The organism is Chlamydiota bacterium (assembly GCA_016178055.1).
GTDB lineage: Bacteria > Auribacterota > JACPWU01 > JACPWU01 > JACPWU01 > JACOUC01.
On record JACOUC010000011.1, the window covers coordinates 33436 to 57500 of the forward strand.

Genomic DNA, 24065 nt, shown 5'->3' on the forward strand with positions numbered 1-24065 from the left:
AAGAACAGAATAAAACTAACTCTATCTCTCTATTTTCTTTTGAATGAAATTGTGTTGTGGAAACTTTGTGAATAAGCAATGACTCAAAAAACTTCTCTCGATCTTCTTGAAGTATGGCCTCAGTTTGTTGAAAAAGCAAAGGATACGCTTTCCCCTCAAAACTATGACAACTGGTTTTCTCCCATTAAACCTATTAAGATCAATGCCGGTACACTTGAAATAGAAGTTCCCAATAAATTTTTTAAAGATTGGTTGATGAATAACTACCTAAAATACATTGAAGGAGCTTTTGCCGATTTGACAGGAGAACCCATTGCTCTTCATATTAAAGTGAGTTTGGAAGAACCTGTTAGAAGTCTTCAGCCCACACAAACCGTCCATTTAAGACGATCGATTCCTCCTCAAAATGCAAAAAATTTAAATCAGAATTATACCTTTGATCATTTTGTCGTTGGCCCTTCTAATCGCTTTGCCCATGCGGCCAGTGTGGCGGTTTCCCAATCTCCCGGAAAGGCCTATAATCCCTTATTTATTTATGGAGGGGTAGGGCTAGGGAAAACCCATTTGATGCATGCGATTGGTCATTTTGTTTTAAAGAATCAGCCGAAAGAGAGAGTCCTTTATATTTCGAGTGAGGAATTTACAAACCAATTCATCGACTCCGTTCAGAGTAATGCCATGGTCCGATTTCGCAATAAATACCGAAGCGTGGATATTCTTTTGATTGATGATATTCATTTCTTAAGTGGTAAAGAACAAACCCAAGAAGAATTCTTTCATACCTTTAATTCACTTTACGATGCCCATAAACAAGTCGTTCTTTCCAATGACCGCCCTCCCAAGGAGATTTCCAATCTTGAGGAAAGGCTGATCTCTCGGTTTGAATGGGGATTGGTGACCGATCTTCAGCCGCCGGATACTGAGACGAGAATTGCCATTTTGAGAAAGAAGGCCACTCTTTCAAAAGTGGAGCTTTCGGATGACCTCGCTTTTTTTCTAGCGAGTCGCATCAAAACCAATATTCGAAAATTAGAAGGGGCGTTGGTCAAGGTGATTTCCTACGCTTCTTTAAATAAGAAGGAACCCACGATTGCCTTGGCTGAAGAGGTGATTCAGGATATTTTGGGAGAAGAAAAAATTGTTTCGATTGAGGGAATTCAGAAGAAAGTGGCCGAGCATTACGACTTAAGAATTTCGGATATGATCAGTAAAAAAAGGCCTCAGACCATTGCTTTCCCCAGGCAGATCGCCATGTATTTGGCTCGAGAACTCACCCATTATTCTCTTCAAGAAATTGGGGAGGCCTTTGGAGGACGGGACCATACCACGGTTCTTCATGCCCATAAGACAGTTGAAGATTCCGTGAATAAAGATTTTAAAATTAAGAAAACCATTTCTTTCTTAAAGCAGAAAGTACGGGAGTAAGCTAATTGATAATTGAAAATTGATAATTAAAAATTTAGGAATTTATTTATTCTTACCTCAATTCTCAATTGTCAATTCAGTTTTAGGTTTTGAATCGCTTCTTCCATCTCTCGAGCGGTCTTGAGCGTATTCACTTTCGCTCGAAACTGTGCCACTCCAGGAAAATCTCTAAAATACCAAGTCGCAATTTTTCTAAATTCTAAAATGGCTCTTTCTTCATCCATGGCGACTTTAAATTTAAGATGTTTAAGGGCTACAGCCTTTTTATCCTCTAAGGTGGGGGATCGAGGCGAGGGATGATTGTTTAACATCGACGCGACTTCCTTATAAATCCATGGATTTCCAAGCCCCCCTCTTCCAATCATGACCCCATCACAACCGCTTGTTTCAAGAAGACGGCGGGCATCATCCGGTGTTGTAACATCCCCATTTCCAAAAACAGGAATTTTAAGAGCCCGCTTCACTTTCCCAATCGCTTCCCAATCGGCTTCTCCAGAATAGCCTTGCATACGGGTACGGCCATGAACCGTTACGGCAGATAATCCAGAGTCCTGGGCGATTTTTGCCAGTTGAACTGCTTCATCTCCAGAAGGATCTGAAAATCCTTTTCTCATCTTAACGGTGACAGGAATTTTTTTTATATTTTTAACAACATTTTCAAAAATTTTACGTGTCTTCTCAGGCTCAATTAAAAGTGCAGATCCTCCTCCAGGTGCTGTCACCTTGGGCACAGGGCAACCACAATTAATGTCTAAAAGATCAAATCCCATCTCTTCAATCATGGAAGCTGCTTTCCCCATGATTTCTGGATCGCAACCCACGAGTTGGGCCCCTAAAGGACGATCTTCAGCCGTTCTTTTCAGTAAATCTTGTGTTCGAGGATTTCCGTAGACCATGGCATTGGCGGAAACCATTTCAAGAAAAGCCATTTCCATTCCTTGTTCACGGGCAATCAGACGAAAAGCCAAATCCGTACACCCAGCCATGGGAGATTGAATAATGTTTGATTGAAGGGTAAGGTTTTTAAGTTGAATCATATTTTTACTTTTGATGCGAGAGGATTTTACAGTTTCCTAATTTGAATTTTTGCTTCTTCAAGAAGTTGCAAAGAAATCTCTCCTAAGGGATAATCATGACTGTAAATAACTTCCTTGATACCGCTATTGATAATCATTTTGGTGCAAGTCAGGCAAGGGGAGTAGGTGGAATAAAGCGTTGAATCTTTGATGTTGACTCCGTGATAGGCTGATTGAGTAATCGCATTTTCTTCGGCATGAGAGCAAAGACACTCTTCTAATTTTACGCCTGCTTCCCCAAAACTGTTGCACCGAGGACATCCCCCATCCATACAATTTTTGACCCCTCGTGGGGTCCCATTATATCCCGTTGAAATAATTCGCTTATCCTTCGCAATCACGGCCGCAACTTTTCGTTTGATACAATTGCTTCTCAAGGCAACCACCTTGGCAATGCTCATAAAATATTCATCCCAGCCGGGTCTTTGACTGACAGATCCAAAATTTTTGAGCGTTTCGATTACTTGGACGTGGAATTTTTCAAGAGAGTCATTGTTGATGAGCGTCGTGTCCGCTAAGGCTTGCGTTTCATCTAGCTGTTGATGATGAGGGTTGGAAGAGCTTCTTTCAATATTTTCAAGTCGAGTAAATTCTGCAAGCGTTTGAGGATCATTTTCTCGACCCCGAGATTTAATTCTTTCGAAACGCAGTTCTAATGGGGCATCAATATAAAGGAGAAGAAAATCTTTTCGTTTTTTAAGTGCCTTTGCTTCTTCTGGGTTTCGGATCGAATCGACAATATAATTTTTATCGGGGTCCAGTTGAAGAAGGATTTTATCTGCAAGGACGCTGGGTCCTCCAAGAGACCGGAGTTCATTCCCTTGGCGAATGAGACTCTCACGGGAAATTTCAATCGAGCGCTTTTTAAGCTCTTCTCGAATGACGTCCGAGAGGGATGTATAAATGAAACCTCGCTGCTTTAGAAATTCAGCAACGATCCCCTTCCCAGATCCATTTTTGCCTGTGAGCCCAATAATCATCTCACCACCTCTGGATCCTGCCAAAGGCAGGCTTGACCTCTTCCTTTTAACATCTCATGACCCCTTCCTATTTTTTACTTCAAAACCAAATTGTTCCAACCTTCATCGGCTTCCGGGGAGCTGTGAGGGGGTGGGATCTAAATGGGAGAAGACCAATTGTAAATTTAAAATTAATCAAATTAATCGAACTTTTCCTGATCCTCCACCTCGTCCCGGCCGGCCTTGTCGTAGTCAAAGATTTGAATCTTGTCGGAATAAAACCAATCAAACATGTCCCGTCGAAGTTTGGCCATAGAGGTCTTTCCCTCGCTCTTACGCCGGAGATTATAGAACACAACCCCTTCTGCAAAGACTTGCGTATTCAGATTTAACTTAGAGGCACGTTTTGTGAAATAGCGAGAGAATAAATAATCCTTAAACCAACTGCTCCAGTTCTCAAAATTTCTCTCATGCTCATGAAAGGATTTGTATCGCAATACCTCTATCGCACGCTCAAAAGGAAACCACTCATGAACATTCAATTGATAGGGGTTTCCCTGGAGCTTGGGACCGATCACCTCTCCAGCCTGCTCCCCATCCATCTTAACGTAATCCTTTCCAATGGCCTGAAAAATGCCCTCGATGATAAAGGTTTGCCCTTTTATAACTTGAAGCGGATCGATCGGGTTTTTTCGATTCTGCACCGCGACAAGCCGGCCTTTTTCGGTTAAAATCTTGACATTGGTCCCATCTAATTTTTCAACCGCAAAGGTATCCGGATCCTCAAAGACCCACTCATAGTCAGGGTTAATGCGATTGACGACAAGATAAACCTCTGGCACGCGCAATTTAAGCGACGACCCATATTTTTTCCATTGCTCGGCATCCACCTTGAATGTCTGGCGGATAAAAGGACACTGGATTTTGGTAAAATCGGTCAACAGAATCGGTGGTGTATACGTCTCTTTCATTTAAACATCTTCTCCTTCTATCTTTGATAAAACTTCATTTGATAATCTGCTCTCACGTCTTCATTGTCAAGCCCAAATCAGTTGAGAATCAGGTTCAAGGTTTAAAGTTCAAGGATTTCCAGACTTGGTTTTTCTTTGAACTTTGAACCTTAAACTTTAAACTGTTCTTAACAGTTGAGTCTTCCCAAAGGGGAAAGTATACTGATGACTCTTATGGCAAAAACATTATTCGAAAAAATTTGGGATCGACATCTTGTAACCACTTTATCCGATGGTACAGTCCTTATTTATATTGATCGGCATTTGGTTCATGAAGTCACGAGTCCCCAAGCCTTTGATGGACTTCGGATGAGTGATCGCAAAGTGAGACATCCGGAACTCACTTTTGCAACCATGGATCACAATGTTCCTACGGATAGTCGCGGAATGATTCTCGATCCCATCTCAAAAGCTCAAATAGAAGCCCTCTCAAAAAATTGTAAGGAATTTGGAATTACCCTTTATGATTTAAAAAGCGACGAGCAGGGGATTGTGCATGTGATTGGCCCTGAATTGGGGTTGACTTTACCCGGAACCACTATTGTTTGTGGGGATTCTCATACCTCAACCCATGGTGCTTTTGGAGCTTTGGCCTTTGGGATTGGGACCTCCGAGGTTGAACATGTCTTGGCCACAGAATGTTTACCTCAGAAAAAGCCTAAAACTTTTAAAGTGGAATTTCATGGAAGGCTTCAACCTTATGTCACAGCCAAAGACCTCATTTTAAAACTCATTGGTCAAATTGGGACTGCGGGTGCCACAGGTTATGTCTTAGAATATATGGGGGAAGCAATTCGGGGGCTTTCCATGGAAGAGCGTATGACGGTTTGTAATATGAGCATTGAAGCAGGAGCTCGGGCAGGATTGATCGCTCCCGACAAGATTACTTTTGATTATTTCAGGCGTGAGAATCGGCCCTTTGCGCCAAAAAATTTAGAAAAGGCAATTCAATTTTGGAAAACGCTTCCTTCAGATTCTGATGCTCCATTTGATCGAGTATTAAAAATCGATGCCTCTAAAATAGCCCCGCAAGTGACTTGGGGGACAAGTCCTGGAATGGTTGCTGATGTTACGGAGAAAATTCCCGATCCTGATCGAGTCCCTGGCTACAGTCGAAAGGATGTAGAACAAGCTCTTGATTATATGGGTTTGGTTCCGGGTATGCTTGTCGAACAAATTAAGGTGGACACCGTTTTTATTGGAAGTTGTACGAACGGCCGCATTGAAGATTTAAGACGAGCAGCTCAGATTTTAAAGGGGAGAAAAGTTTCAAAAGGCGTTCAGGTTTTGATTGTACCGGGCTCTGAAAAAGTACGTCATCAAGCTGAACGTGAAGGTTTGCACGAAATTTTTAAGGCCGCCGGTTGTGAATGGCGGTTTGCAGGTTGCAGCATGTGTTTGGGCATGAACCCAGATCAGTTAAAACCAGGTGAAAGATCAGCCTCAACCTCGAACCGCAACTTTGAAGGCCGTCAGGGTAAGGGTGGGCGGACCCATTTGGTGAGCCCTGAAATGGCTGCAGCCGCTGCTGTTGAAGGGCATTTTGTAGACATTAGGAGCTGGAAATAAAAATCAAAATGACAATGCAGAATTCGAAATGTTCACTATGCAATAGCATCAGAAAATTTTTAAGTTTTAGTTTGTCATTTTGATTTTTGAATTTTGATTTTTGATATATTTTTTTGCTTCTGACGCAAGGGGTTTTTTTTATGAAATCATTTAAAGACCATCAAGGTTTAATCGCTACACTGGATCGAGCCAATGTTGATACGGATCAGATCATTCCAAAACAATTCTTGAAAAAAATCACGCGGACTGGTTTTGGAGAGCATTTATTTCAAGATTGGCGTTATTTATTTGATGGAAAGCCAGATCCAAAGTTTGAATTGAATCAGGATTGCTTTAAGGGGGCGACTATTTTGGTTGCCCGAAATAATTTTGGTTGTGGATCCAGTCGGGAGCATGCGGTGTGGGCCATAGAGCAATATGGTTTTCGGGTGGTGATTGCACCTAATCTAAAGAGGGGAGAATCGATTATTCCTGGATTTGCAGATATTTTTAGGAGTAACAGTCTTAAAAATGGACTCCTTACCCTTGAACTTCAAGAACCTGAAGTAGAAGAAATTTTTCACTGGGTTTCCCGCTTTAAAGGACTGCAAGCACGGGTTGAATTAGAACATCAGCGTGTGACACTTCTTCTTCCCGAAGAAATTTCTTTTCACTTCGAAATCGACTCTGCCATTAAGCATCGCCTCATTCATGGATTGGATGAGATTGGGATTACGCTTCAACATGTGAATGACATCACTCGTTTTGAAGAGAGTCATGACGCTCAGATGGTTGCTTTTAAAATGAAGTCAAAAGGCCCTTGATTGAAAAATCAATGATTTGGAGGGCAGGTTCCTGAAAAACTCCCAGAAAAAGGATGCCGACCATCGAAATCAAAATAGCGATACGGGCCGGTAAACTGATCGTAATCGGCGTTGTGCTTTGAGGTTCGTCCATATACATTTTTTTCACAATCATTAAATAGTAATAAAGAGAGATCACCACGTTCGCAGCTCCAAGGAAGGCAAGCCAGGTCAGTCCTCCTTTTACAGCGGAGCTGATGAGTAAAAATTTTCCGAAGAATCCGGATAAGGGAGGGACTCCAGCTAAACTCATTAAAGCGATCAGCATGGCCGCTGCAAGGAAGGGAGAACGTTTAGAGAGACCTGTATAATCAGAAATTTCGTCATTGGGATGAACGTTAGAAAAAGTCACGATGATTAAAAAAATGCCTAAATTTGTAAAAAGATAAGACAAAAGATAATAAAGAACGCCACTGAGTCCCAAAGAAGAACCGGCGGCCAAGCCCATGAGTAAATAACCTGCATGACCGATACTGGAATATCCAAGAAATCTTTTGATGTTTTTTTGCGGGATGGCTCCGAGGTTCCCATAAAGAAGGGTCATGGCCGAAAAGAGACTTAAGACTAATATCCACGGGGCTCTCAATTGAGGGAACGCACTAAAAAGTAAACGAACGAGCACCACAAATCCGGCAGCCTTTGATCCCACGGATAAAAATGCACTGACCGGTGTGGGAGATCCTTCATAAACATCGGGGACCCAAAGTTGAAATGGAACAGCTGCAATTTTAAAACCGATTCCTGCCAAGATCATCAAAAATCCTAAAAGAAGAATTTTTTCATTCATCGGATGCTGAGCGACATATTGAACAATTTCTGAAAAATGGGTTGAGCCGGTGACGCCATAAATAAAGCTGATTCCATAAAGAAGAAACCCGGATGAAAGGGCTGCTAAAATCAAATATTTGAGGCCCGCCTCGATGGATTTTGCATCGGTTCTTAAATAGGTCGACATGATAAAAAAGGAGATCGTGACAAGCTCGAGGGAAACGAAGAGGACTAGAAAATCGACAGAGGAAGATAAAAAAATCATTCCGAGAGTGGCCATGAGGATTAAAAGAAAAAACTCACCCTGACCCCGTTCGAGGTTGTGTGCATAATCGCGAGACATGATGAGAACGAAAAGAGAAGTCAGAATAAAAAAGGCTTTAAAAAAATAAGCGAGGGCATCATTCACATAAAGTTCCGGATAAAGGGTTGTGCCCTTTCCCCAGTTAAAAATATGAAATAGGAAAAGAATGAATGTAAAAACAATGCTCCACGTTCCTATTCTTTCTTTCTTTGAAAAAATATCAATAAAGAAAAGAACGATTAATGTAGCAATGCTGATCAATTCGATGTTAAAAGATTGAAAAAGAGAGATGAAAGGGCTCATGCTTCCCCTTTCATCTGATGAGTCGCTTGGCAAGCGACGGCTCGAGTCGTATTCTTTTCAGAACGATGAATGATTTTGGATGTTCCCTGATCAATAAGGTTTATTAATAAAGAAGGCCAAAATCCAACGATCAGGAGGACCGCGATGAGAAGCACAAAAGGAATTTTCTGAAAAAAGCTTTTTACATCCTGAACGTGATTCCAGCGGGGATTGAGAGGGCCAAAGAAGACGCCTCGAATCATTCGTAGGAGATAGGTTGCGGTAATAATAATTCCAAAAACAGCTAGAATCCCTTGAAAAGGGTGGCGGCTCCAGGCCCCTAAAAAAATAAGAATTTCAGCCACAAAATTGGCAAATCCAGGAAGTCCGCTTGAAGCCATCGCTGCCATGCTAAAACAAGTCGCAATGAAGGGAAGTTTTTTTGCCAGACCTCCGAACTCCTCAACCATTCGTGTATGGGTTTCATTATAGCAATGACCAATCAAGGCAAAAGAAAGGGCGGCCATAATTCCATGGGCAAAAATCATGAGGATAGCGCCATTCAAGCCTTCTGAATTAAGACAGGCAATGCCCAACAGAACGTAGCCCATGTGACTACAGCTTGAGTACCCGACAATAAATTTCATATCTTTTTGTGTGAGGGCAATCCAGCCGCAGTAAATCATGTTGAGAGAAGCTAAATAGGCGAGGGGTTTTGCCCAATAATGGGCGCCTTCAGGGAGAAGATTAATGGCAATGCGAATGATGGCATAGGCCCCTAATTTCTTTAAGACTCCGGCATGAAGCATGCTCACAGCTGAAGGAGCAGCCGCATAACCCATGGGGGACCAAGTGTGAAAAGGCCAGAGGGAAGCGATCACTCCAAATCCAATCGTGATGAGTGGGAAAAGCCAAATTTGCAGTTGAGAATTTAAAGGATGAATGCTCAAGAATTGCTCTAGCTCTGGAATGCTAAATGTAGTAAGCCCTGTTGAAAAATAAAGGACCAATAATGCGACCAGGGAAAGAACGGCTCCGCTCGTGATATAAAGCGTTAGCTTCATCGTGGCATATTCTTTGTTGGTGGAGCCCCAAATCCCAATGAGAGGATACATGGGGATCACAGCCATTTCGTAAAAAAAATAGAAAAGGAAAAGATCCAATGAAATAAAAACGCCGTAAACGCTTGTAATGAGGAAGAGAAAAAACACAAAATATTCTTTAATTCTTGTTTTAATGGAGTATGAAATAAGAACGCCTGTAAAGGCACAAAAGCCTTGAAGTAGAATCATGACGATCCCTATTCCATCTACACCGACGTGATAGGAAATGCCGAGTGATTTGACCCAGGAAATCTGATTGACAAATTGATATCCTCCGAGCCCCCGATCGTAACGGGCCCAGACAAAAAGGGCCAAAGCAAGCGGTATGGAGGTTGCAATGACGGCCACACGACGAATCCACGTCTCTTTCTCTTTGGGAAGGAAGAGAATGGATAGGGCGCCCATCAAAGGGGATAGTAAAATGTAAGTAAGAATGCTCATCGGTTCCTTTTAAATCAAAAATCAAATATCAAAAATCAAAATTATGGTAGAGATTGATGAAAAACTTCTGAAACGCATGAATTTTTGAATTTTAATTTGTCATTTTGATATTTGCATTTTGATTTTTGATTTAACTCTGTTGTTTTATCTCAATAAAAGAACAAACACCAATCCTGCAACTCCAGCGAAGAAAATAAGCGCATACGTCTGCACTCTTCCTGTTTGGCAAAATCTTAAAATTTCACCACTGGTTCGGGTTGTTTTTGCTACACCATTTACCCAAAGACGCATCAGAATATAACGATCAAAAAGTTGGCAAGAAATCGCGATCGTTTGTTGAACATAGTCCACGATCCATTGATAAAGAGGGTCGATATAGTATTTTTGAATGAGAATTTCATGGGGAATTCTAAAAATTTTTTTCAAGAAGTGAGCACCCTGGGCATTTCTCCAAGAATAAAGAAGAAATGCGCATAGAACACCCGAAAACACAATTCCTTGAGAAAGGATGGCGAGATGTTGGTTCAGGGGCTCATGAGCTGAGCCCGAAATCCATTCTGGAATTCCAATAAAACCTGTGACAACAGCACCGATCGCTAAAATAATGAGGGGTCCTGTCATTACCTTAGGTGATTCGTGAGGGGCATGTTTCCATTTTTTGGGGCCCAGAAAAGCGACAAAGACGGCTCGAGACATGTAAAAGGCGGTCATCCAGGTGACGATGAGTCCTGTTTTATAAAGGAAAGAATTATTTTGAAGGGCTACAAGAAGAATTTCATCTTTACTCCAAAAACCGCTGAAGGGAAAAACGGCAGCCAGGGCCAATGACCCAATGAGAAATGTCAAAGTCGTTACAGACATTTTTTTTGAAAGCGCACCCATTTCCCAAATATTTTGGGTGTGAAGGGCATGAATCACACTGCCCGCTCCCAAGAAAAGAAGCGCTTTAAAAAAGGCATGAGTTGCTAAATGGTACATTCCGGCCGTTTTTGCGCCAAGGCCCATGGCCATCACCATCAGGCCCAATTGGCTCAAGGTAGAATAAGCCAAGATACGCTTAATATCATTTTGAACCAAGGCGATGCTTGCTGCAAAAATAGAAGTAAATCCTCCTATATATGAAATCAGAATCATCGCATCAGGGGATGAGTCAAAGAGGAAAAAGAGCCGTGCCAATAAATAAATACCTGCGGCAACCATGGTGGCGGCATGAATGAGGGCGCTAACAGGAGTAGGGCCTTCCATGGCATCTGGCAGCCAAACGTGCAATGGAAATTGGGCCGATTTTCCTAAAACGCCGCAAAAAATTAAAGTTCCGACGAGAGCGAGCGTCCCTGGATGGACAAGACCTAATTCAAACAGTCGAGGTAAAATCGATTCAATTTGATGAAAATTAAAGGTGCCTTGCGCAGTTCCTTGGCTGCAGATGGTCCAACACAAAAGAATCCCCAGCATGAAACCAAAATCTCCCACCCGATTTACAAGAAATGCCTTATTTCCTGCATCAGCAGCACTATCCTTCTCAAACCAGAATCCAATTAAGAGATAAGAACTGGCTCCAACCAATTCCCAGAAAATAAACATTTGGATAAAATTATTTGAAAGAATAATCCCTAGCATTGAAAATGCAAAGAGACTTAAAGAGGCAAAATAACGCGATTTTCCAGGGTCCTTTTCCATGTACCCCAGAGAATAAATAAAAATAGTGCTGCCAATTCCGGTTACCACGAGAAGCATGAGTAAGGATAATTTGTCTAGAATCCATCCGATCTCGAGCTGGATAGATTCGATGTGAATCCATATAATCGAGTTTTCTTGAGGGTGCCAGCCTGGATGAAACGATTGGATAAATAAAGCAAGCGTTGCAACAAATGAAATTAAAAGACCTGTCATAGCAACCCCAGCGCTCAATTGAGGATAGCGCAGTGTAAGAAGGGTAATGATGACGCAAGCTATTAATGGCGAAAATAAAATGAGCCAAATCATAAGTCGCTATGCTCCTTAAATCCAAAAATCAAATATCCCGCCCAAGGGCGAGGCCCGCCACAGGCGGCAAAAATCAAAATGACAAACCAAAATTTAAAATGCTTCCCTTGCAAGGGTGCTAGAATATTTTGAATTTTGATATGTCATTTTGCATTTTGATTTTTGGACTTTGGATTTTTCCTCTTTACCATCGTAAAGATTTAATATAATCCGTATCAACAGATTTCTTGTTTCTAAAAAGCGTGATTAAAATTGCAAGACCTACTGCCACTTCAGCTGCTGCAATGGTCATGATAAAAAAAACAAAAATTTGTCCATCCAGATTGCCGGAAAAACGTGAAAACGCAACAAAAGATAAATTAACGGCATTGAGCATGATCTCTAGAGAAAGCAAAATCATTAAGGCATTTCTCCTTAAAAGAACGCCCAAAATGCCTGTGGTGAAAAGAATCCCACTTAAAATGAGATAATGCTGTAAGGAAATCATTTCCATCCTTTTTTTGATAACACCGTTACCCCTAGAATAGCTGTTAAAAGCACGAAGGAGATAATTTCAAAAGGTAAAAGGTGTTTAGTAAAAAGCAAATGCCCGACGGCTTCAATTGTTCCCTCACTCGACGGAATCATTTTAGATGGGTTTTGCAAAAAAGGTGCTAGAACAAAATAAAGTTCTGTTACAAAAGAAAGGGCGATAGGAACCGCAAACCAACGAGCTGGGCCCGAGCGAAAAGATTCTTCCCCTTCCTGGTCAAGATTGAGAAGCATGACGACAAAGAGAAAGAGAACAAGAATAGCGCCTGCGTAAACGATGAGTTGAATAGCGGCCACAAAATAAGCATGAAGCATGAGGTAGAGGGCTGCCAGGGCAAACATGGTTAAAACCAGATAAAGAACGGAATAAACAGGATGTCTTGTAAAAATAACAAGCAAGGCTGTTATGACCGCTAAAGTGGCAAAACAGTAAAAGAGAATAGATTCTAACATGTAAATCCCCTTTTTAATTTAAAATCCAGTCATGAAAATGAGACGTTGTTACTGGCTATTCCCCTCCTTTGTACCCCAAAGGGGAGGAACTCAATTTTCATCCACTTGGGTGGACTGAAAGTTCATGATGACAAAAATCAAAATGCAAAATGACATACTAAAATTCAAAATTTCTAGTGCGATTGCAAGTGATACATTTTAGGTTTTACATTGTCCGACAAGATTTTTGATGTTTGATTTTTGGATTTTAATTGCCAAATTTTGCGTATTTTACCTTAGCCGCTTAGCTTTGTAAAGATTGCATCCTTCCTAGCAGAGAGTTTCTTCCAATTTTCATCAAGGCATAGAATGGAAGATGAATGATACTCTCTTGTCTTGAAAAATTAAGTTGAGAAATTTTGAGAGCATGGGAAACATTTTTATCTTTTTCTTTTAGTTGGAAGGGTTCTGGTAAAGCAGTATCATACTTTTGGGGTTAAGCTGATAGATATATCTACTCTCATTAAAGGAAGTTAAATCATTAAAAAATTGAGAAAAGCATGAATTTTAATGGGGAAACAGAAGAAGAAAAATTATTGCGATGGATGAAAATCCCTCCGCGTAAAAAACTTGAGTGGCTTTATGAAATGCATCAATTTAATTTAAAATATGACTCATCCCGTGTAAAAAAAATTCGCAAAACTTTAAAGGCGCTAAGAAGTGAATAAAAATGGAAAATGAACCTTTAGAAGAAAGAGTTCGTATTTCTCCCTTAAAAGTCTTAATCGATGCCTTTATTCAGTTTCTTTCGGTGGAACGGGGTTTAAGTCTTAACACGCAAGTCTCTTATCAACTCGATCTCGTTCAATTCCAAGGTTTCTTGGAGAAAAATAAAATTAAATCAGTTCATCAAATCACCCGCGAACATCTCACGGATTTTCTTTACCTTAAAAAGGCTCAAGGCACTTCGGCAAGTTCTTTGGGAAGAAAAGGGGCGGCGCTTCGGAGTTTCTTTAAATTTCTATTAAGGGATGGATACTTAGCCCATAACCCGGCCGAGATTTTAACAAGTCCGAAGCGCTGGCATTTGATTCCGGAGGTTCTCTCAATTGAAGAAATTGAGAGACTTTTGAAATCTCCTGATGAGAAAACGACTTTGGGTCTTCGGGATAAGGCAGTTCTTGAATTAATGTACGCAACAGGAATGCGGATTTCGGAAGCAACTCATGTTAAAATTTCGGATCTTAATTTGGAGATGGGGTATGTGAGATGTTTGGGAAAAGGGAATAAAGAAAGGATTATTCCTGTAGGATCTCAAGCTGTCCGAATCGTAAAAAAATTTATTCTGAAATCAAGATCTCAGATTTTGGGACAGAAAATATCCGAGTATCTTTTCCCCTCGTCGCGTGGGAGTCCTTTGACACGACAGACGTTATGGCATCGCATTAAAAGGCATGTCAGGCAATCTAGAATCAAAAAAGAAGTCACGCCTCACACACTTCGTCATTCATTTGCAACCCATCTTTTAAGTGGAGGGGCAGATTTACGGGTGGTGCAAGAAATGTTGGGTCATGCAGATATTTCAACCACTCAAATCTATACTAGGGTGGATCGGTCGAGATTGAAAAATGTTCACAAACAATTTCATCCGAGGGGATAAAAAGCTCGAGGCTGGAAAAGCAGCTCGAGGCTCGAAGCTGGAAGCTTGAGGCAAAAACTCAAAACGGGCTGGAGGCTCGAAGCTCGAGGCAAAAGCAAAGAAAGCAGAAGTATTTACCTCGAGCCTTGAGCCTCGAGCAGAGTATTATCCTCGAGCCTTGAGCCTCGAGCTTCGAGCCCGTCTGAGAGCCTCGAGCTGCTTTTCCATCCTATAATGTGCTGGAACCTAATATAAAATCGTGTAATATGAGTAGATTATGGAACGCGTTTTAAGTGGCACACGGCCGACGGATCGCCTACATTTAGGCAATTTTTTGGGTGCGATTGAAAATTGGAAAAAACTTGAAAGTCAGATTGGAACACGTTTTGACGAGTGTTTCTTCATGATTGCTGATTGGCATGCCCTGACGACAGAGTACGAACATCCCGAGCACCTTCGTGAAAATATTCGACAGGTGGCCATTGATTATATCAGTTCAGGGCTCAATCCTGAAAAATCCACCCTTTTTATTCAATCCCATGTCAAAGAACATGCGGAACTTCATCTCCTTCTTTCAATGCTCACCCCTTTAGCCTGGTTGGAAAGAAATCCAACTTATAAAGAGCAACTTCAGGAGATGAAAGAAAAAGATCTTAAAACCTACGGTTTTTTAGGATACCCCATCTTACAAACCTCGGATATTTTAGCTTATCGGGCAACCACAGTTCCTGTAGGGATGGATCAGCTCCCTCATCTTGAGCTGTCCCGAGAAATGGTGCGCCGATTTAATTTTATTTATCGAAAAAAGGTTTTTCCAGAACCTCAAAGTGTTTTAACCGAGATTCCAAAATTATTGGGAATTGACGGGCGCAAAATGAGTAAAAGCTATGGCAATGCAATTTATCTATCAGATTCCCAGCCCGTTCTTAAAAAGAAAATTATGTCGACCTTAACGGATCCGGCAAGAAAATTGAGGACGGATAAAGGAACACCGGAGGTCTGTACCGTTTATTCTTATCATCAAATCTACAGTAAACCTGAACTGGATACCATTGCCCATGAATGTCGAGAAGCGCTTCGCGGGTGCACCGATTGCAAAATGAATCTTTTTAAAAATATGGCGCCTACTCTTCAGCCCATCCATGAAAAACGCTTGCAACTAGAGACGGAACCTAAAAAACTCGATGAAATTCTGAAGAAGGGAACTGAAAAGGCCAGGTCTTTTGCCGAGCGAACTTTGAAAGAAGTCAGGGAAGTGATGGGGCTTTAAAAGACAGAGGAGAGAGGACAGAAGACAGAGAACAGAGAACAGAGAACAAATTGAAAAGATTTTATTTATTTTCTGTCATCTGACTTCTGATTTCTGATTTCTAAGTGTGGGGGTTATCATGATTCAGTGCAAAGTAAAACTAGATATTTTCGAAGGACCACTGGACCTCTTGCTTTATTTGGTCAAGAAGTCAGAGGTCGATATTTACCATATTCCGATTGTAGAGATTACGGATCAGTATTTAAAATATCTTGATTTGATGAAAACCTTAGACCTTGAGATTGCGGGGGAGTTTTTGTGGATGGCGGCAAATTTAATTTATTTAAAAAGCAAAATGCTTCTTCCCATTGAGCAGCAGGAAGAAGAGGAGGAGGATGAAGAATTTGATCCACACTCGGAATTAATCCGTCAGCTCATCGAATATAAGAAATTTAAAGAAGCGGCGGATGGATTAAAAAAAATGGAGGAAGCCCGGAGCCTTTACTTTCCAAGGGAAGCAACCCCTGAGATGGATTCCCATGACTTTGCTGCTGATTTAGGAGAAGTCAGTATTTTTGACCTTTTGAATGCCTTTTCTAAAATTCTTGAGAAGGTTCAAATTCGGGAGAATTTAAACAAACTTTTCGAAGAAGAGGTCTCGGTCGAAGGGAAAATTCTGATGATAGAGGAAATGCTCTCTTCGCGTTTTTCATTTGTTCTCGAAGATTTTTTTTCCGGAAATGTTTCTCGCATGGAACTGGTTGCAACTTTTCTGGCTGTTCTTGAGCTGATACGTCTCAAAAGAATCAGAGTGACTCAAGATAACAATTTTGGCAATATCTTTGTCCAAAGGGCAGTTGATATAAAACAGCTAGAAGCTAGAGGCTAGAAGCTAAAAGTATTAAGTTGTCTTTTTCTAGCTTCCAGCTTCGGGCTTCTAGCCTATTTTAGCTTTGTTACAAAAGGTTTTTGAAAAGAACAAAACTATCATACAAGGTGTGCATTAAAAGATGAGTGCTTTTGACCCAAGACGCGTGAAATCAATTCTTGAATCCATCTTGATGGTGGCGGCAGAACCTGTCTCTCTTCAAGATATTCAAGAGACCTTTGAAGGAGAAATGGAAATCTCTTCCCTAGAGATTTTAGCCTTCATTGAAGAATTAAAAATAGAATACCTTTCTCAAATGAGAGGCTATCAAATTACGGAAGTGGCAGGTAAATATCAATTGTGTACGGATCCTCAGAATGCCCAGTGGGTTAAGAAATTTTTACAAGCGGCTCATGCTGAAGGTCTTTCGAAACCAGCCTTGGAGACCCTTGCTATTATTGCCTATCGCCAGCCCCTGACCAAACTTGAGATGGAAGGGATTCGGGGGGTCAATGTGGACGGGGTCCTAAAAAAATTAACAGACAAGGGACTCATTCGTACACGGGGAAAAAAGGATATCATGGGTCATCCGTTTCTTTATGTAACAACGGAAAGATTCTTAGAATATTTTGGTTTAAAAAGTTTAGAAGATCTTCCTCAGAAACAAGAGCTTTCTTTTAAAAAGACGAATGGAATTTCCGAAAGGCTTGAGCATGAACCTGAAAAAATTGAGACAGAAAATCGATCAAATTGATCGGCAATTAGTTGATTTATTTAATCAACGCACTCAAATTGCCCTAGAAATTGGTCATCAAAAATTGAAAAATCAGCAAGGGATTTATGCTCCCGAGAGGGAACTCCGTGTTTATAAAAATGTTTTGGAACAAAATAGAGGACCCTTGCCCCCGACGTCTCTTAAGGCTATTTTTCGTGAAGTCATGTCCGCTGCTCTCTCGGTTGAAAAGGCGATCCGTGTGGCTTATCTTGGACCGGTGGCAACCTTTACTCATCAGGCCTCCATTCAGAAATTTGGGTCTTCAGTAGAATATCTTCCCATGGAAGGGATTGCAGATGTATTCTTGGAAGTTGAAAAGGGAAGAGCGGATTATGGTGTTGTCCCCATTGAAAACTCTACAGAAGGGGCTGTCACGCATACTTTAGATGTATTGATGGATTCCGATCTTAAAATATGCTCTGAAGTTTTATTAAAAATTCGTCACTCTTTGCTTTCAAATACGTCGATCGAGAAGATTATTAAAATTTATTCCAATCCTCAAGTCTTTGGACAATGTCGAAGCTGGTTAAGAGAACATTTATCTAAAGTGGATCAAATCGAGGTTTCAAGCACTTCTAGGGCTGCCGAAATGGCCTCGAAAGAAAAGGGCGCCGCCGCTCTTGCCAGCAGCCTGGCCACTCAATATTACCCCATTCGCATGTTAGCAGAAGGGATTGAAGATTTTCAAAAAAATGTCACCCGATTTTTAGTGGTGGGTTCTCATGCGGCTCAGCGAACAGGTCGTGACAAAACCTCTATTCTTTTTTCTGTTCGAGATAAAGTAGGGGCTCTCTATGAAATGCTGGTTCCTTTTAAGAAGCATCGCATCAATTTGACAAAGATTGAATCGAGACCTTCGAAAAAGAAAGTTTGGGAATATTGTTTTTACATTGATTTGGTAGGGCATCAGGATGATGCGCATGTGAAGGCAGCATTAAAATCCCTGGAAAAGCATTGTCATTTTCTGAAAATTCTAGGAAGTTACCCAGAAGACAGTAGGTAGTAAACAGTAAGTAGTAAGAAGTAAAAAGTAAGTAGAAAGAAAAAATATATGCAGTTGATTTCTACTTCCTACCTACTACTTACTACGTACTACTTACTATCTACTGTATTAATGTGGTTTTCTATTTACTACGTACTACTTACTATCTACTGTATTTATAAAGGGAGTAAAAAATGATTATTGTACTCAAACCCAATGCGACGCATGAACAGAAGGAACATATTTCTAAATTTCTAGAAGAATATGGCTTGAAAACTGTGGTCAGCCATGGCGTTGAACGAACCATTGTGGGGGTGATTGGCTCTGAAGAAAATGTGGTGAAGGCCAAACCTCATGTGGAGGCCCTCGAAGGAGTCGAGACAGTCGTCCGGATTTTGAAGCCCTTTAAAATGGTGAGCCGAGAATTTAAGAAAGAGGACACAGTTGTTGATGTCAGAGGGGTTAAGATTGGCGGAAAAGCGGTGGTGGTAGCAGCGGGTCCTTGCTCGGTTGAAAACAAAAAAATGATGTTTGAAATTGCAGAAGAGGTTCAGAAGGTTGGCGCAAAAATTTTGAGGGGAGGGGCTTATAAACCTCGAACTTCGCCTTATGCCTTTCAAGGTCTGGGCAAACATGGTCTTGAAATTTTAGCGGAGGCTCGAGAAAAAACAGGTATGCCCATTTGTAGTGAAATCATGGACACCCGTGACGTTGAAATTTTTGAAGAGCTGGCGGACATTATGCAAATTGGAGCCCGCAATGTTCAAAATTTTAATCTCTTAAAAGAAGTCGGCCGTTCAAAAAAACCCATTCTTCTAAAACGTGGAATGATGACGACCATTACTGAATATTTAATGGCAGCCGAGTATATTTTGGCCCATGGAAATCCCAATGTCATTCTTTGTGAAAGAGGCATTCGAACCTTTGAGGACATGACTCGAAATACCTTAGACTTAAGTGCTATTCCCTTGATTAAATCCTTGAGCCATTTGCCGATTCTAGCTGATCCCAGCCATGGAACGGGTAAACGTGATCTAGTGATTCCCATGGCTCGAGCTGCCGTCGCCTGCGGGGCTGATGGCTTAATTATTGAGGTCCATAATCTTCCCGAAAAAGCACTTTCGGATGGAGCTCAATCCCTCTATCCCCAGATGTTTTCAAAATTAATGGCGGAGCTCAAGCCCATTGCTGCGGCGGTGGGAAGAGAAATCTAATTTTAGATTTCGGAATTCGGATTTCGGAATGAAAAAACAAAGTTCTGACTTATCACTTTACATGCCAGCATCCAAAACAATCCGCAATCCGCAATCCGCAATCCGCATTTGTATTGTTGGCATGGGTTTAATCGGGGGTTCTTTGGGGCTGGCCCTCAAGAAGAATTTTCGTGGCATAGAAGTGGTTGGGGTCGTTCATCAGAAAAAAAATATTCATCTTGTCCTTTCCAAAAAAGCAGCTGATTTTGCCACGCTCAATCTTGAAGAAGGCATTCAGGGGGCGAAATGGATTATTTTAGCGACACCTCCCCTCACTTTTGAAACGATTCTCAAGAAATTATCTTCCCTGTGTGACTCTAATCAAATCATTATGGATGTTGGAAGTGTTAAGGGTCCGGTGATGGAATCTTATCGAAGGCATCTCAAAAAACGGATTCCATATCTAGGAGCTCATCCTATTACGGGTTCTGAAGAAAAGGGGATAGGTGCTGCCCAAGAAGATCTTTTTCAGGGTGCTACCTGTATTCTCACTCCAGACCAGAACACTTCATCCAAAACCTTAAAAGAAGCGAAACAGTTTTGGAAAACTCTTCACGCCCTTCCCGTTGTAAAATCCGCTGCTTTACATGACCAAATATTTGCCTATGTCAGCCACCTTCCCCATTTAATTTCATTTGGTTTAGCCTATGCTCTTCAAGGAAAGCAGAATTTCATCCCTTTATCTGGACAGGCATGGCAAGACATGACTCGAATTGCTCATAGTTCTCCTCTCCTTTGGACCGAGATCCTCACCTTAAATCGTCAAAATGTTTATGAGAGTTTAAGAAGGTTTTTACAGGGGCTAAAAAAAATGGAAAAAGACCTCCAAAAGAACCGGCCAGAATCAATTAAAAAATTCTTTTCCCATGCTCAGCAGATTTTAAAAGATGGAAATCTTTTATGAAGGTGGGCCAAAAATTATATCAATGGATCCATATCGCTTTTTATGAATCAACTTATTGGGGATTTAGGTGTTTTTTTAAAATCTTTTTTAGACACCAAGTTTGGGGTCGTGAAAATGTCCCTTTAGACGGAGCCTGCATCCTGGCTTCCAATCATACAAGTTTCGGAGATCCTCCGATTGTCGGCATCTCTCATTCCAGAGAGATGTATTACTTTGCTCGTTCAACCCTCATGAAGAATCCTTTTTCAAAACTTTTGTTTCAACTGTGGAATTGCATTCCTGTTGACCGGAAAGAACCTGCCCCTGGAAGTTTGAAAAAGGCCCTAAAAGTCCTGAAAGAGGGTTATCCCTTGCTTCTTTTCCCGGAAGGAACACGTAGCCTGGATGGAAAATTGCAACCTGGAAAAATGGGAATTGGCTTCATTGCTCATAAGACAAAAGCTCCTGTAATTCCCTTTTACATTGATGGAGCCTACGATATTCTCCCCAAAGGAACGCATTGGCCTCGCTTCAAAAAACTGAAAGTTTTTATTGGGAAATCCCTCGCTTTTCCTGATCTCTATTCTCAAAGAGGAAGTGAAGAAATTTATCAAAGAATCAGTGATGAGGTGATGGAAGCGATCAAGCAATTAAAAATGAAGAGTGAAGAATTAAGTGTTTGACAAGCTTTCAAGCGGGTGATATCTTGGCGGCCACCTCAGAATCGAGGAATCGTATGGGTAAGTCCCAGAAGGAGGAGAAAAAGACAGACATGGTAGAAACCAAAGAAAATGAGGAAGTTATTGGAGCAGAGGATTTTAGGAAGCTTTATCAGAGCACCTTTAAGGATGTTGAAGAGGATAAAATTGTTAAAGGGACCGTTATCAGTATCCGTGGGAAAGACGTTTTAATTGATATTGGATATAAATCAGAGGGGACGATTTCCCTTGATGAATTTAGAACGAGTGACAGGCCTAAGCCTGGGGATGTAATTGAAGTTTATTTAGAGATGAAAGAAGATGAAGATGGTATTGTCGTTCTTTCTAAGCAGAAAGCAGATAAAGTTTTAGGATGGGAAAGAATTATTGCCTCATGTAAAGAGGGGCAAACCGTCGAGGGCCGTGTTTGTAAGAAAGTTAAAGGCGGCCTCATGGTTGATATTGGAATGGACGCCTTTCTTCCCGCTTCTCAAATTGATGTGAAACCCCTTCGTGATATTTCTCTCGATCATTATTTAGGAAAAGTTTACACCTTCAAGGTCATTAAAATTAATGCTGAACGGCGCAATGTTATTTTATCCAGACGTGAGCTTTTAGAGGAGCAACGTAAGGAAGGTCGAACAAAACTGTTAGAAGAAATTAAAGTTGGGGATGTTCGTAAGGGAGTGATCAAAAACATCACCGATTTTGGCGCTTTTGTTGATTTAACTGGAATTGACGGTCTTCTTCACATTACCGATATGACGTGGGGAAGAATTGGTCACCCTTCAGAAATACTCTCTATTGGTCAAAGCGTTCAGGTGATCATTTTGGATTTTGACCGAGAGAAACAGCGTGTTTCTTTAGGACTCAAGCAGCTCCAGCCAAGTCCCTGGGAAAAGTCAGGTGAGAAATATTCAATTGGCACTCGGGTCAAGGGCCGTGTGGTGAACATTGTTCCTTATGGCGTTTTTGTTGAACTTGAAAAAGGAATAGAAGGTCTCATTCATATTTCAGAATTATCCTGGATTAAACGGATCAATCACCCCTCGGAAATTATGAAATTGGATGATGAAGTAGAGGCGGTTGTTCTTGAAATTGATTCTGCTAATAAGAAATTATCTTTGGGTGTGAAGCAGACCGAGATGAATCCCTGGAATTTAATTGCCAATAAATATCCTCAAGGCACCAAGGTTAAAGGGGTTGTTAGAAATCTCGTCACCTATGGCGCCTTTGTTGAAATTGAACAAGGGGTGGATGGGTTGATTCATATTTCGGATTTTTCTTGGACGCGGAAAATTAATCGCCCATCAGAGATTTTGAAAAAAGGGGATGAAGTTGAAGCCGTTGTTTTATCTGTGGATGCTGAAAATAAGAAGGTGGCTTTGGGAGTTAAACAGCTTCAAGAAGATCCCTGGCAGAGAATCTCTGAAATCTATCAGCCCGGTCAAATCGTTGAGGGAAAGATCACGAAGATTACCGGTTTTGGTGCCTTTCTTGAATTAGAAGGTGGGATCGAGGGATTGGTTCATATTTCTCAAATCACAAGCCGAGAATTTAAAAAAGTTGAAAATATTCTCAAGGAGGGTGATTTGGCCAAGGCGATTATCTTGCGTGTTGAGCAAAATGAAAGAAGAATTGCGTTAAGCATGAAAGACCTTGAAGAGGGTAATATCTCAGGAAAAGAAGTCTAAAACAGAAGAAACGTTATAGACGGCTCGAGGCTCGAGGCTCAAGGCTCAAGGCTCGAGGTAAATACTTCTGCTTTCTTTGCTTTTGCCTCGAGCTTCGAGCCTCCAGCCCGTTTTGAGTTTTTGCTTCGAGCTTCGAGCCTCGAGCTTCGAGCTAGTGATTTATATGATTTCTCCAAAAGACCAGTTATTTGCTTTGAAACGCGGCGTCGTTGATCTCTTTTCTGAAGAAGAACTTCTTAAAAAGCTTGAAAAATCTCTTCAAGAAAATCGTCCCCTCAGAATCAAATATGGGGCAGATCCCTCCGCTCCCGATATTCATCTAGGTCACACGGTCCCTCTCAGGAAATTAAGGCAATTTCAAGAATGCGGCCATATTGTTGTTTTTATCATCGGAGATTTTACAGCGACCATTGGAGACCCTTCAGGCCAATCTAAGACTCGACCCATCCTTAGCCATGACCAAGTGATGGCTAATGCAAAAACCTATCAAGAGCAAATCTTTAAAATTTTAAGAAAAGATTTAACAGAAATTCATTTTAACAGTGAGTGGTTTGGAAAAATGAAATTTTCTGACGTGGTTCAACTGGCTTCTCAGTCGAGCGTTGCTCAAATGCTCGAGAGAAATGATTTTTCAATTCGATACCGTGAAGGAAAACCCATTTCCATTTTAGAATTTCTTTATCCCCTGATTCAGGGTTATGATTCGGTGATGATTAAATCTGATGTTGAGATCGGTGGAACCGATCAGACCTTTAATCTTTTGGTGGGAAGAACGCTTCAAAAAAATTCAAATCAAGAAGCTCAAATCGTCATGACGCTTCCTCTTCTCGAAGGATTAGACGGGAAAATGAAAATGAGTAAAAGCCTAGGAAATATAATTGGCGTCACAGATTCTCCGAAAGAAATTTTTGGAAAAACAATGTCGATCCCTGATGAACTCATCTCAAAATATTTTGAATTATTGACCGATATAGAAACTGAAGCGATTGAGCGTATGACCCGGCAAATGAAGGAAGGTTCACTTAATCCGATGGAGGCCAAGAAAATTTTGGGTCAAAAAATTGTAAAAGGTCTCTATGATGAAGAAAATGCAAAATTTGCTCTTGAAGAATTCACGAGAATTTTCTCAAAAAAAGAACTTCCTCAAGAGATAGAACAATTTTTTTGTAATCAAGAAAATGAAAATAAAGAAATCTGGATTGTAAAAGTTTTGCAAGATTCTGGATTGGCTCCTTCGAGTAGCGAGGGAAGAAGACTCATCCGTCAAGGCGCTGTAACCCTTGATGGAAAAAGGGT

General features: G+C 41.0%; 23 protein-coding genes (1 of these 23 running past the window's edge). 14 read left to right on the plus strand and 9 right to left on the minus strand.

Annotated features, from left to right (window positions below; genetic code table 11):
• Window positions 1–78 precede the first annotated feature (78 nt).
• Window positions 79–1425, plus strand: coding sequence for a chromosomal replication initiator protein DnaA (dnaA, locus tag HYS07_01525; protein MBI1869856.1), 1347 nt, complete (start codon window positions 79–81; stop codon window positions 1423–1425).
• A 71-nt stretch (window positions 1426–1496) separates the two neighbouring features.
• On the opposite strand, the gene dusB is transcribed toward dnaA, so the two are convergent.
• From dusB to HYS07_01540, 3 genes are all read right to left on the minus strand, one after another.
• Window positions 1497–2462, minus strand: a complete 966-nt coding sequence (gene dusB, locus HYS07_01530; protein ID MBI1869857.1) for a tRNA dihydrouridine synthase DusB — start codon at window positions 2460–2462, stop codon at window positions 1497–1499.
• Between the two features lie 26 nt (window positions 2463–2488).
• The gene (locus HYS07_01535) at window positions 2489–3505 is read right to left on the minus strand and encodes an AAA family ATPase (protein MBI1869858.1); all 1017 of its coding nucleotides are present in this window, start codon (window positions 3503–3505) and stop codon (window positions 2489–2491) included.
• A 155-nt stretch (window positions 3506–3660) separates the two neighbouring features.
• A complete protein-coding gene (locus HYS07_01540; GenBank protein ID MBI1869859.1) occupies window positions 3661–4431 on the minus strand; it encodes a hypothetical protein in 771 nt (256 codons plus the stop codon).
• Between the two features lie 213 nt (window positions 4432–4644).
• Here HYS07_01540 and leuC point away from each other — a divergent pair, with 213 nt between their 5' ends.
• Window positions 4645–6039, plus strand: a complete 1395-nt coding sequence (gene leuC, locus HYS07_01545) for a 3-isopropylmalate dehydratase large subunit (GenBank protein MBI1869860.1) — start codon at window positions 4645–4647, stop codon at window positions 6037–6039.
• 140 nt (window positions 6040–6179) lie between these two features.
• A complete protein-coding gene (gene leuD, locus HYS07_01550; GenBank protein MBI1869861.1) occupies window positions 6180–6842 on the plus strand; it encodes a 3-isopropylmalate dehydratase small subunit in 663 nt (220 codons plus the stop codon).
• On the opposite strand, the gene HYS07_01555 is transcribed toward leuD, so the two are convergent.
• The 5 genes from HYS07_01555 to HYS07_01575 form a co-directional block, all read right to left on the minus strand.
• Window positions 6817–8256: an NADH-quinone oxidoreductase subunit N gene (locus HYS07_01555; GenBank protein ID MBI1869862.1), complete on the minus strand. Its 1440-nt coding sequence runs from the start codon at window positions 8254–8256 to the stop codon at window positions 6817–6819. The two genes, leuD and HYS07_01555, sit on opposite strands and share 26 nt — an antisense overlap.
• Complete coding sequence (locus HYS07_01560; protein ID MBI1869863.1) at window positions 8253–9779, minus strand: NADH-quinone oxidoreductase subunit M; 1527 nt, start codon at window positions 9777–9779, stop codon at window positions 8253–8255. Before HYS07_01560 ends, HYS07_01555 begins: the two co-directional genes overlap by 4 nt.
• A 144-nt stretch (window positions 9780–9923) precedes the next feature.
• Complete coding sequence (nuoL, locus tag HYS07_01565) at window positions 9924–11765, minus strand: NADH-quinone oxidoreductase subunit L (GenBank protein ID MBI1869864.1); 1842 nt, start codon at window positions 11763–11765, stop codon at window positions 9924–9926.
• Window positions 11766–11949: 184 nt separating this feature from the next.
• Complete coding sequence (gene nuoK, locus HYS07_01570) at window positions 11950–12252, minus strand: NADH-quinone oxidoreductase subunit NuoK (protein MBI1869865.1); 303 nt, start codon at window positions 12250–12252, stop codon at window positions 11950–11952.
• A complete protein-coding gene (locus tag HYS07_01575; GenBank protein ID MBI1869866.1) occupies window positions 12249–12749 on the minus strand; it encodes an NADH-quinone oxidoreductase subunit J in 501 nt (166 codons plus the stop codon). The genes nuoK and HYS07_01575 overlap by 4 nt, the downstream gene beginning before the upstream one ends.
• A 539-nt stretch (window positions 12750–13288) precedes the next feature.
• Between HYS07_01575 and HYS07_01580 the strand changes: the two genes are divergently transcribed.
• The 10 genes from HYS07_01580 to rpsA all read left to right on the plus strand — a co-directional run bounded on the left by HYS07_01580 (window position 13289) and on the right by rpsA (window position 22769).
• Entirely contained in the window at window positions 13289–13456 is a 168-nt protein-coding gene (locus HYS07_01580; protein MBI1869867.1) for a hypothetical protein, read from the plus strand.
• 2 nt (window positions 13457–13458) lie between these two features.
• On the plus strand, window positions 13459–14388 hold the full coding sequence (gene xerD / locus HYS07_01585; GenBank protein MBI1869868.1) for a site-specific tyrosine recombinase XerD: 930 nt from the start codon (window positions 13459–13461) through the stop codon (window positions 14386–14388).
• A gap of 256 nt (window positions 14389–14644) precedes the next feature.
• On the plus strand, window positions 14645–15637 hold the full coding sequence (trpS, locus tag HYS07_01590) for a tryptophan--tRNA ligase (protein ID MBI1869869.1): 993 nt from the start codon (window positions 14645–14647) through the stop codon (window positions 15635–15637).
• Window positions 15638–15752: 115 nt separating this feature from the next.
• The gene (locus HYS07_01595; protein MBI1869870.1) at window positions 15753–16505 is read left to right on the plus strand and encodes a segregation/condensation protein A; all 753 of its coding nucleotides are present in this window, start codon (window positions 15753–15755) and stop codon (window positions 16503–16505) included.
• 145 nt (window positions 16506–16650) lie between these two features.
• A complete protein-coding gene (gene scpB, locus HYS07_01600; GenBank protein MBI1869871.1) occupies window positions 16651–17238 on the plus strand; it encodes an SMC-Scp complex subunit ScpB in 588 nt (195 codons plus the stop codon).
• Window positions 17198–18262 carry a prephenate dehydratase gene (pheA, locus tag HYS07_01605; GenBank protein ID MBI1869872.1) on the plus strand — a complete coding sequence of 355 codons (1065 nt, stop codon included), beginning with the start codon at window positions 17198–17200 and terminating at the stop codon, window positions 18260–18262. The genes scpB and pheA overlap by 41 nt, the downstream gene beginning before the upstream one ends.
• A gap of 173 nt (window positions 18263–18435) precedes the next feature.
• Window positions 18436–19455: a 3-deoxy-7-phosphoheptulonate synthase gene (gene aroF, locus HYS07_01610; protein ID MBI1869873.1), complete on the plus strand. Its 1020-nt coding sequence runs from the start codon at window positions 18436–18438 to the stop codon at window positions 19453–19455.
• Window positions 19456–19483: 28 nt separating this feature from the next.
• Window positions 19484–20398 carry a prephenate dehydrogenase gene (locus tag HYS07_01615; GenBank protein MBI1869874.1) on the plus strand — a complete coding sequence of 305 codons (915 nt, stop codon included), beginning with the start codon at window positions 19484–19486 and terminating at the stop codon, window positions 20396–20398.
• Window positions 20395–21060, plus strand: coding sequence for a 1-acyl-sn-glycerol-3-phosphate acyltransferase (locus HYS07_01620; GenBank protein MBI1869875.1), 666 nt, complete (start codon window positions 20395–20397; stop codon window positions 21058–21060). The genes HYS07_01615 and HYS07_01620 overlap by 4 nt, the downstream gene beginning before the upstream one ends.
• 53 nt (window positions 21061–21113) lie before the next feature.
• On the plus strand, window positions 21114–22769 hold the full coding sequence (gene rpsA, locus HYS07_01625; GenBank protein ID MBI1869876.1) for a 30S ribosomal protein S1: 1656 nt from the start codon (window positions 21114–21116) through the stop codon (window positions 22767–22769).
• A 38-nt stretch (window positions 22770–22807) separates the two neighbouring features.
• Here the strand turns inward: rpsA and HYS07_01630 are convergent, their stop codons facing one another.
• Entirely contained in the window at window positions 22808–22945 is a 138-nt protein-coding gene (locus tag HYS07_01630) for a hypothetical protein (protein MBI1869877.1), read from the minus strand.
• Here HYS07_01630 and HYS07_01635 point away from each other — a divergent pair.
• Window positions 22933–24065, plus strand: partial view of a tyrosine--tRNA ligase gene (locus HYS07_01635; GenBank protein ID MBI1869878.1) — the 5' portion only. The gene runs 94 nt beyond the window's last position; only the first 1133 of its 1227 coding nucleotides appear in the window; the start codon lies at window positions 22933–22935; its stop codon lies beyond the right edge, outside the window. The two genes, HYS07_01630 and HYS07_01635, sit on opposite strands and share 13 nt — an antisense overlap.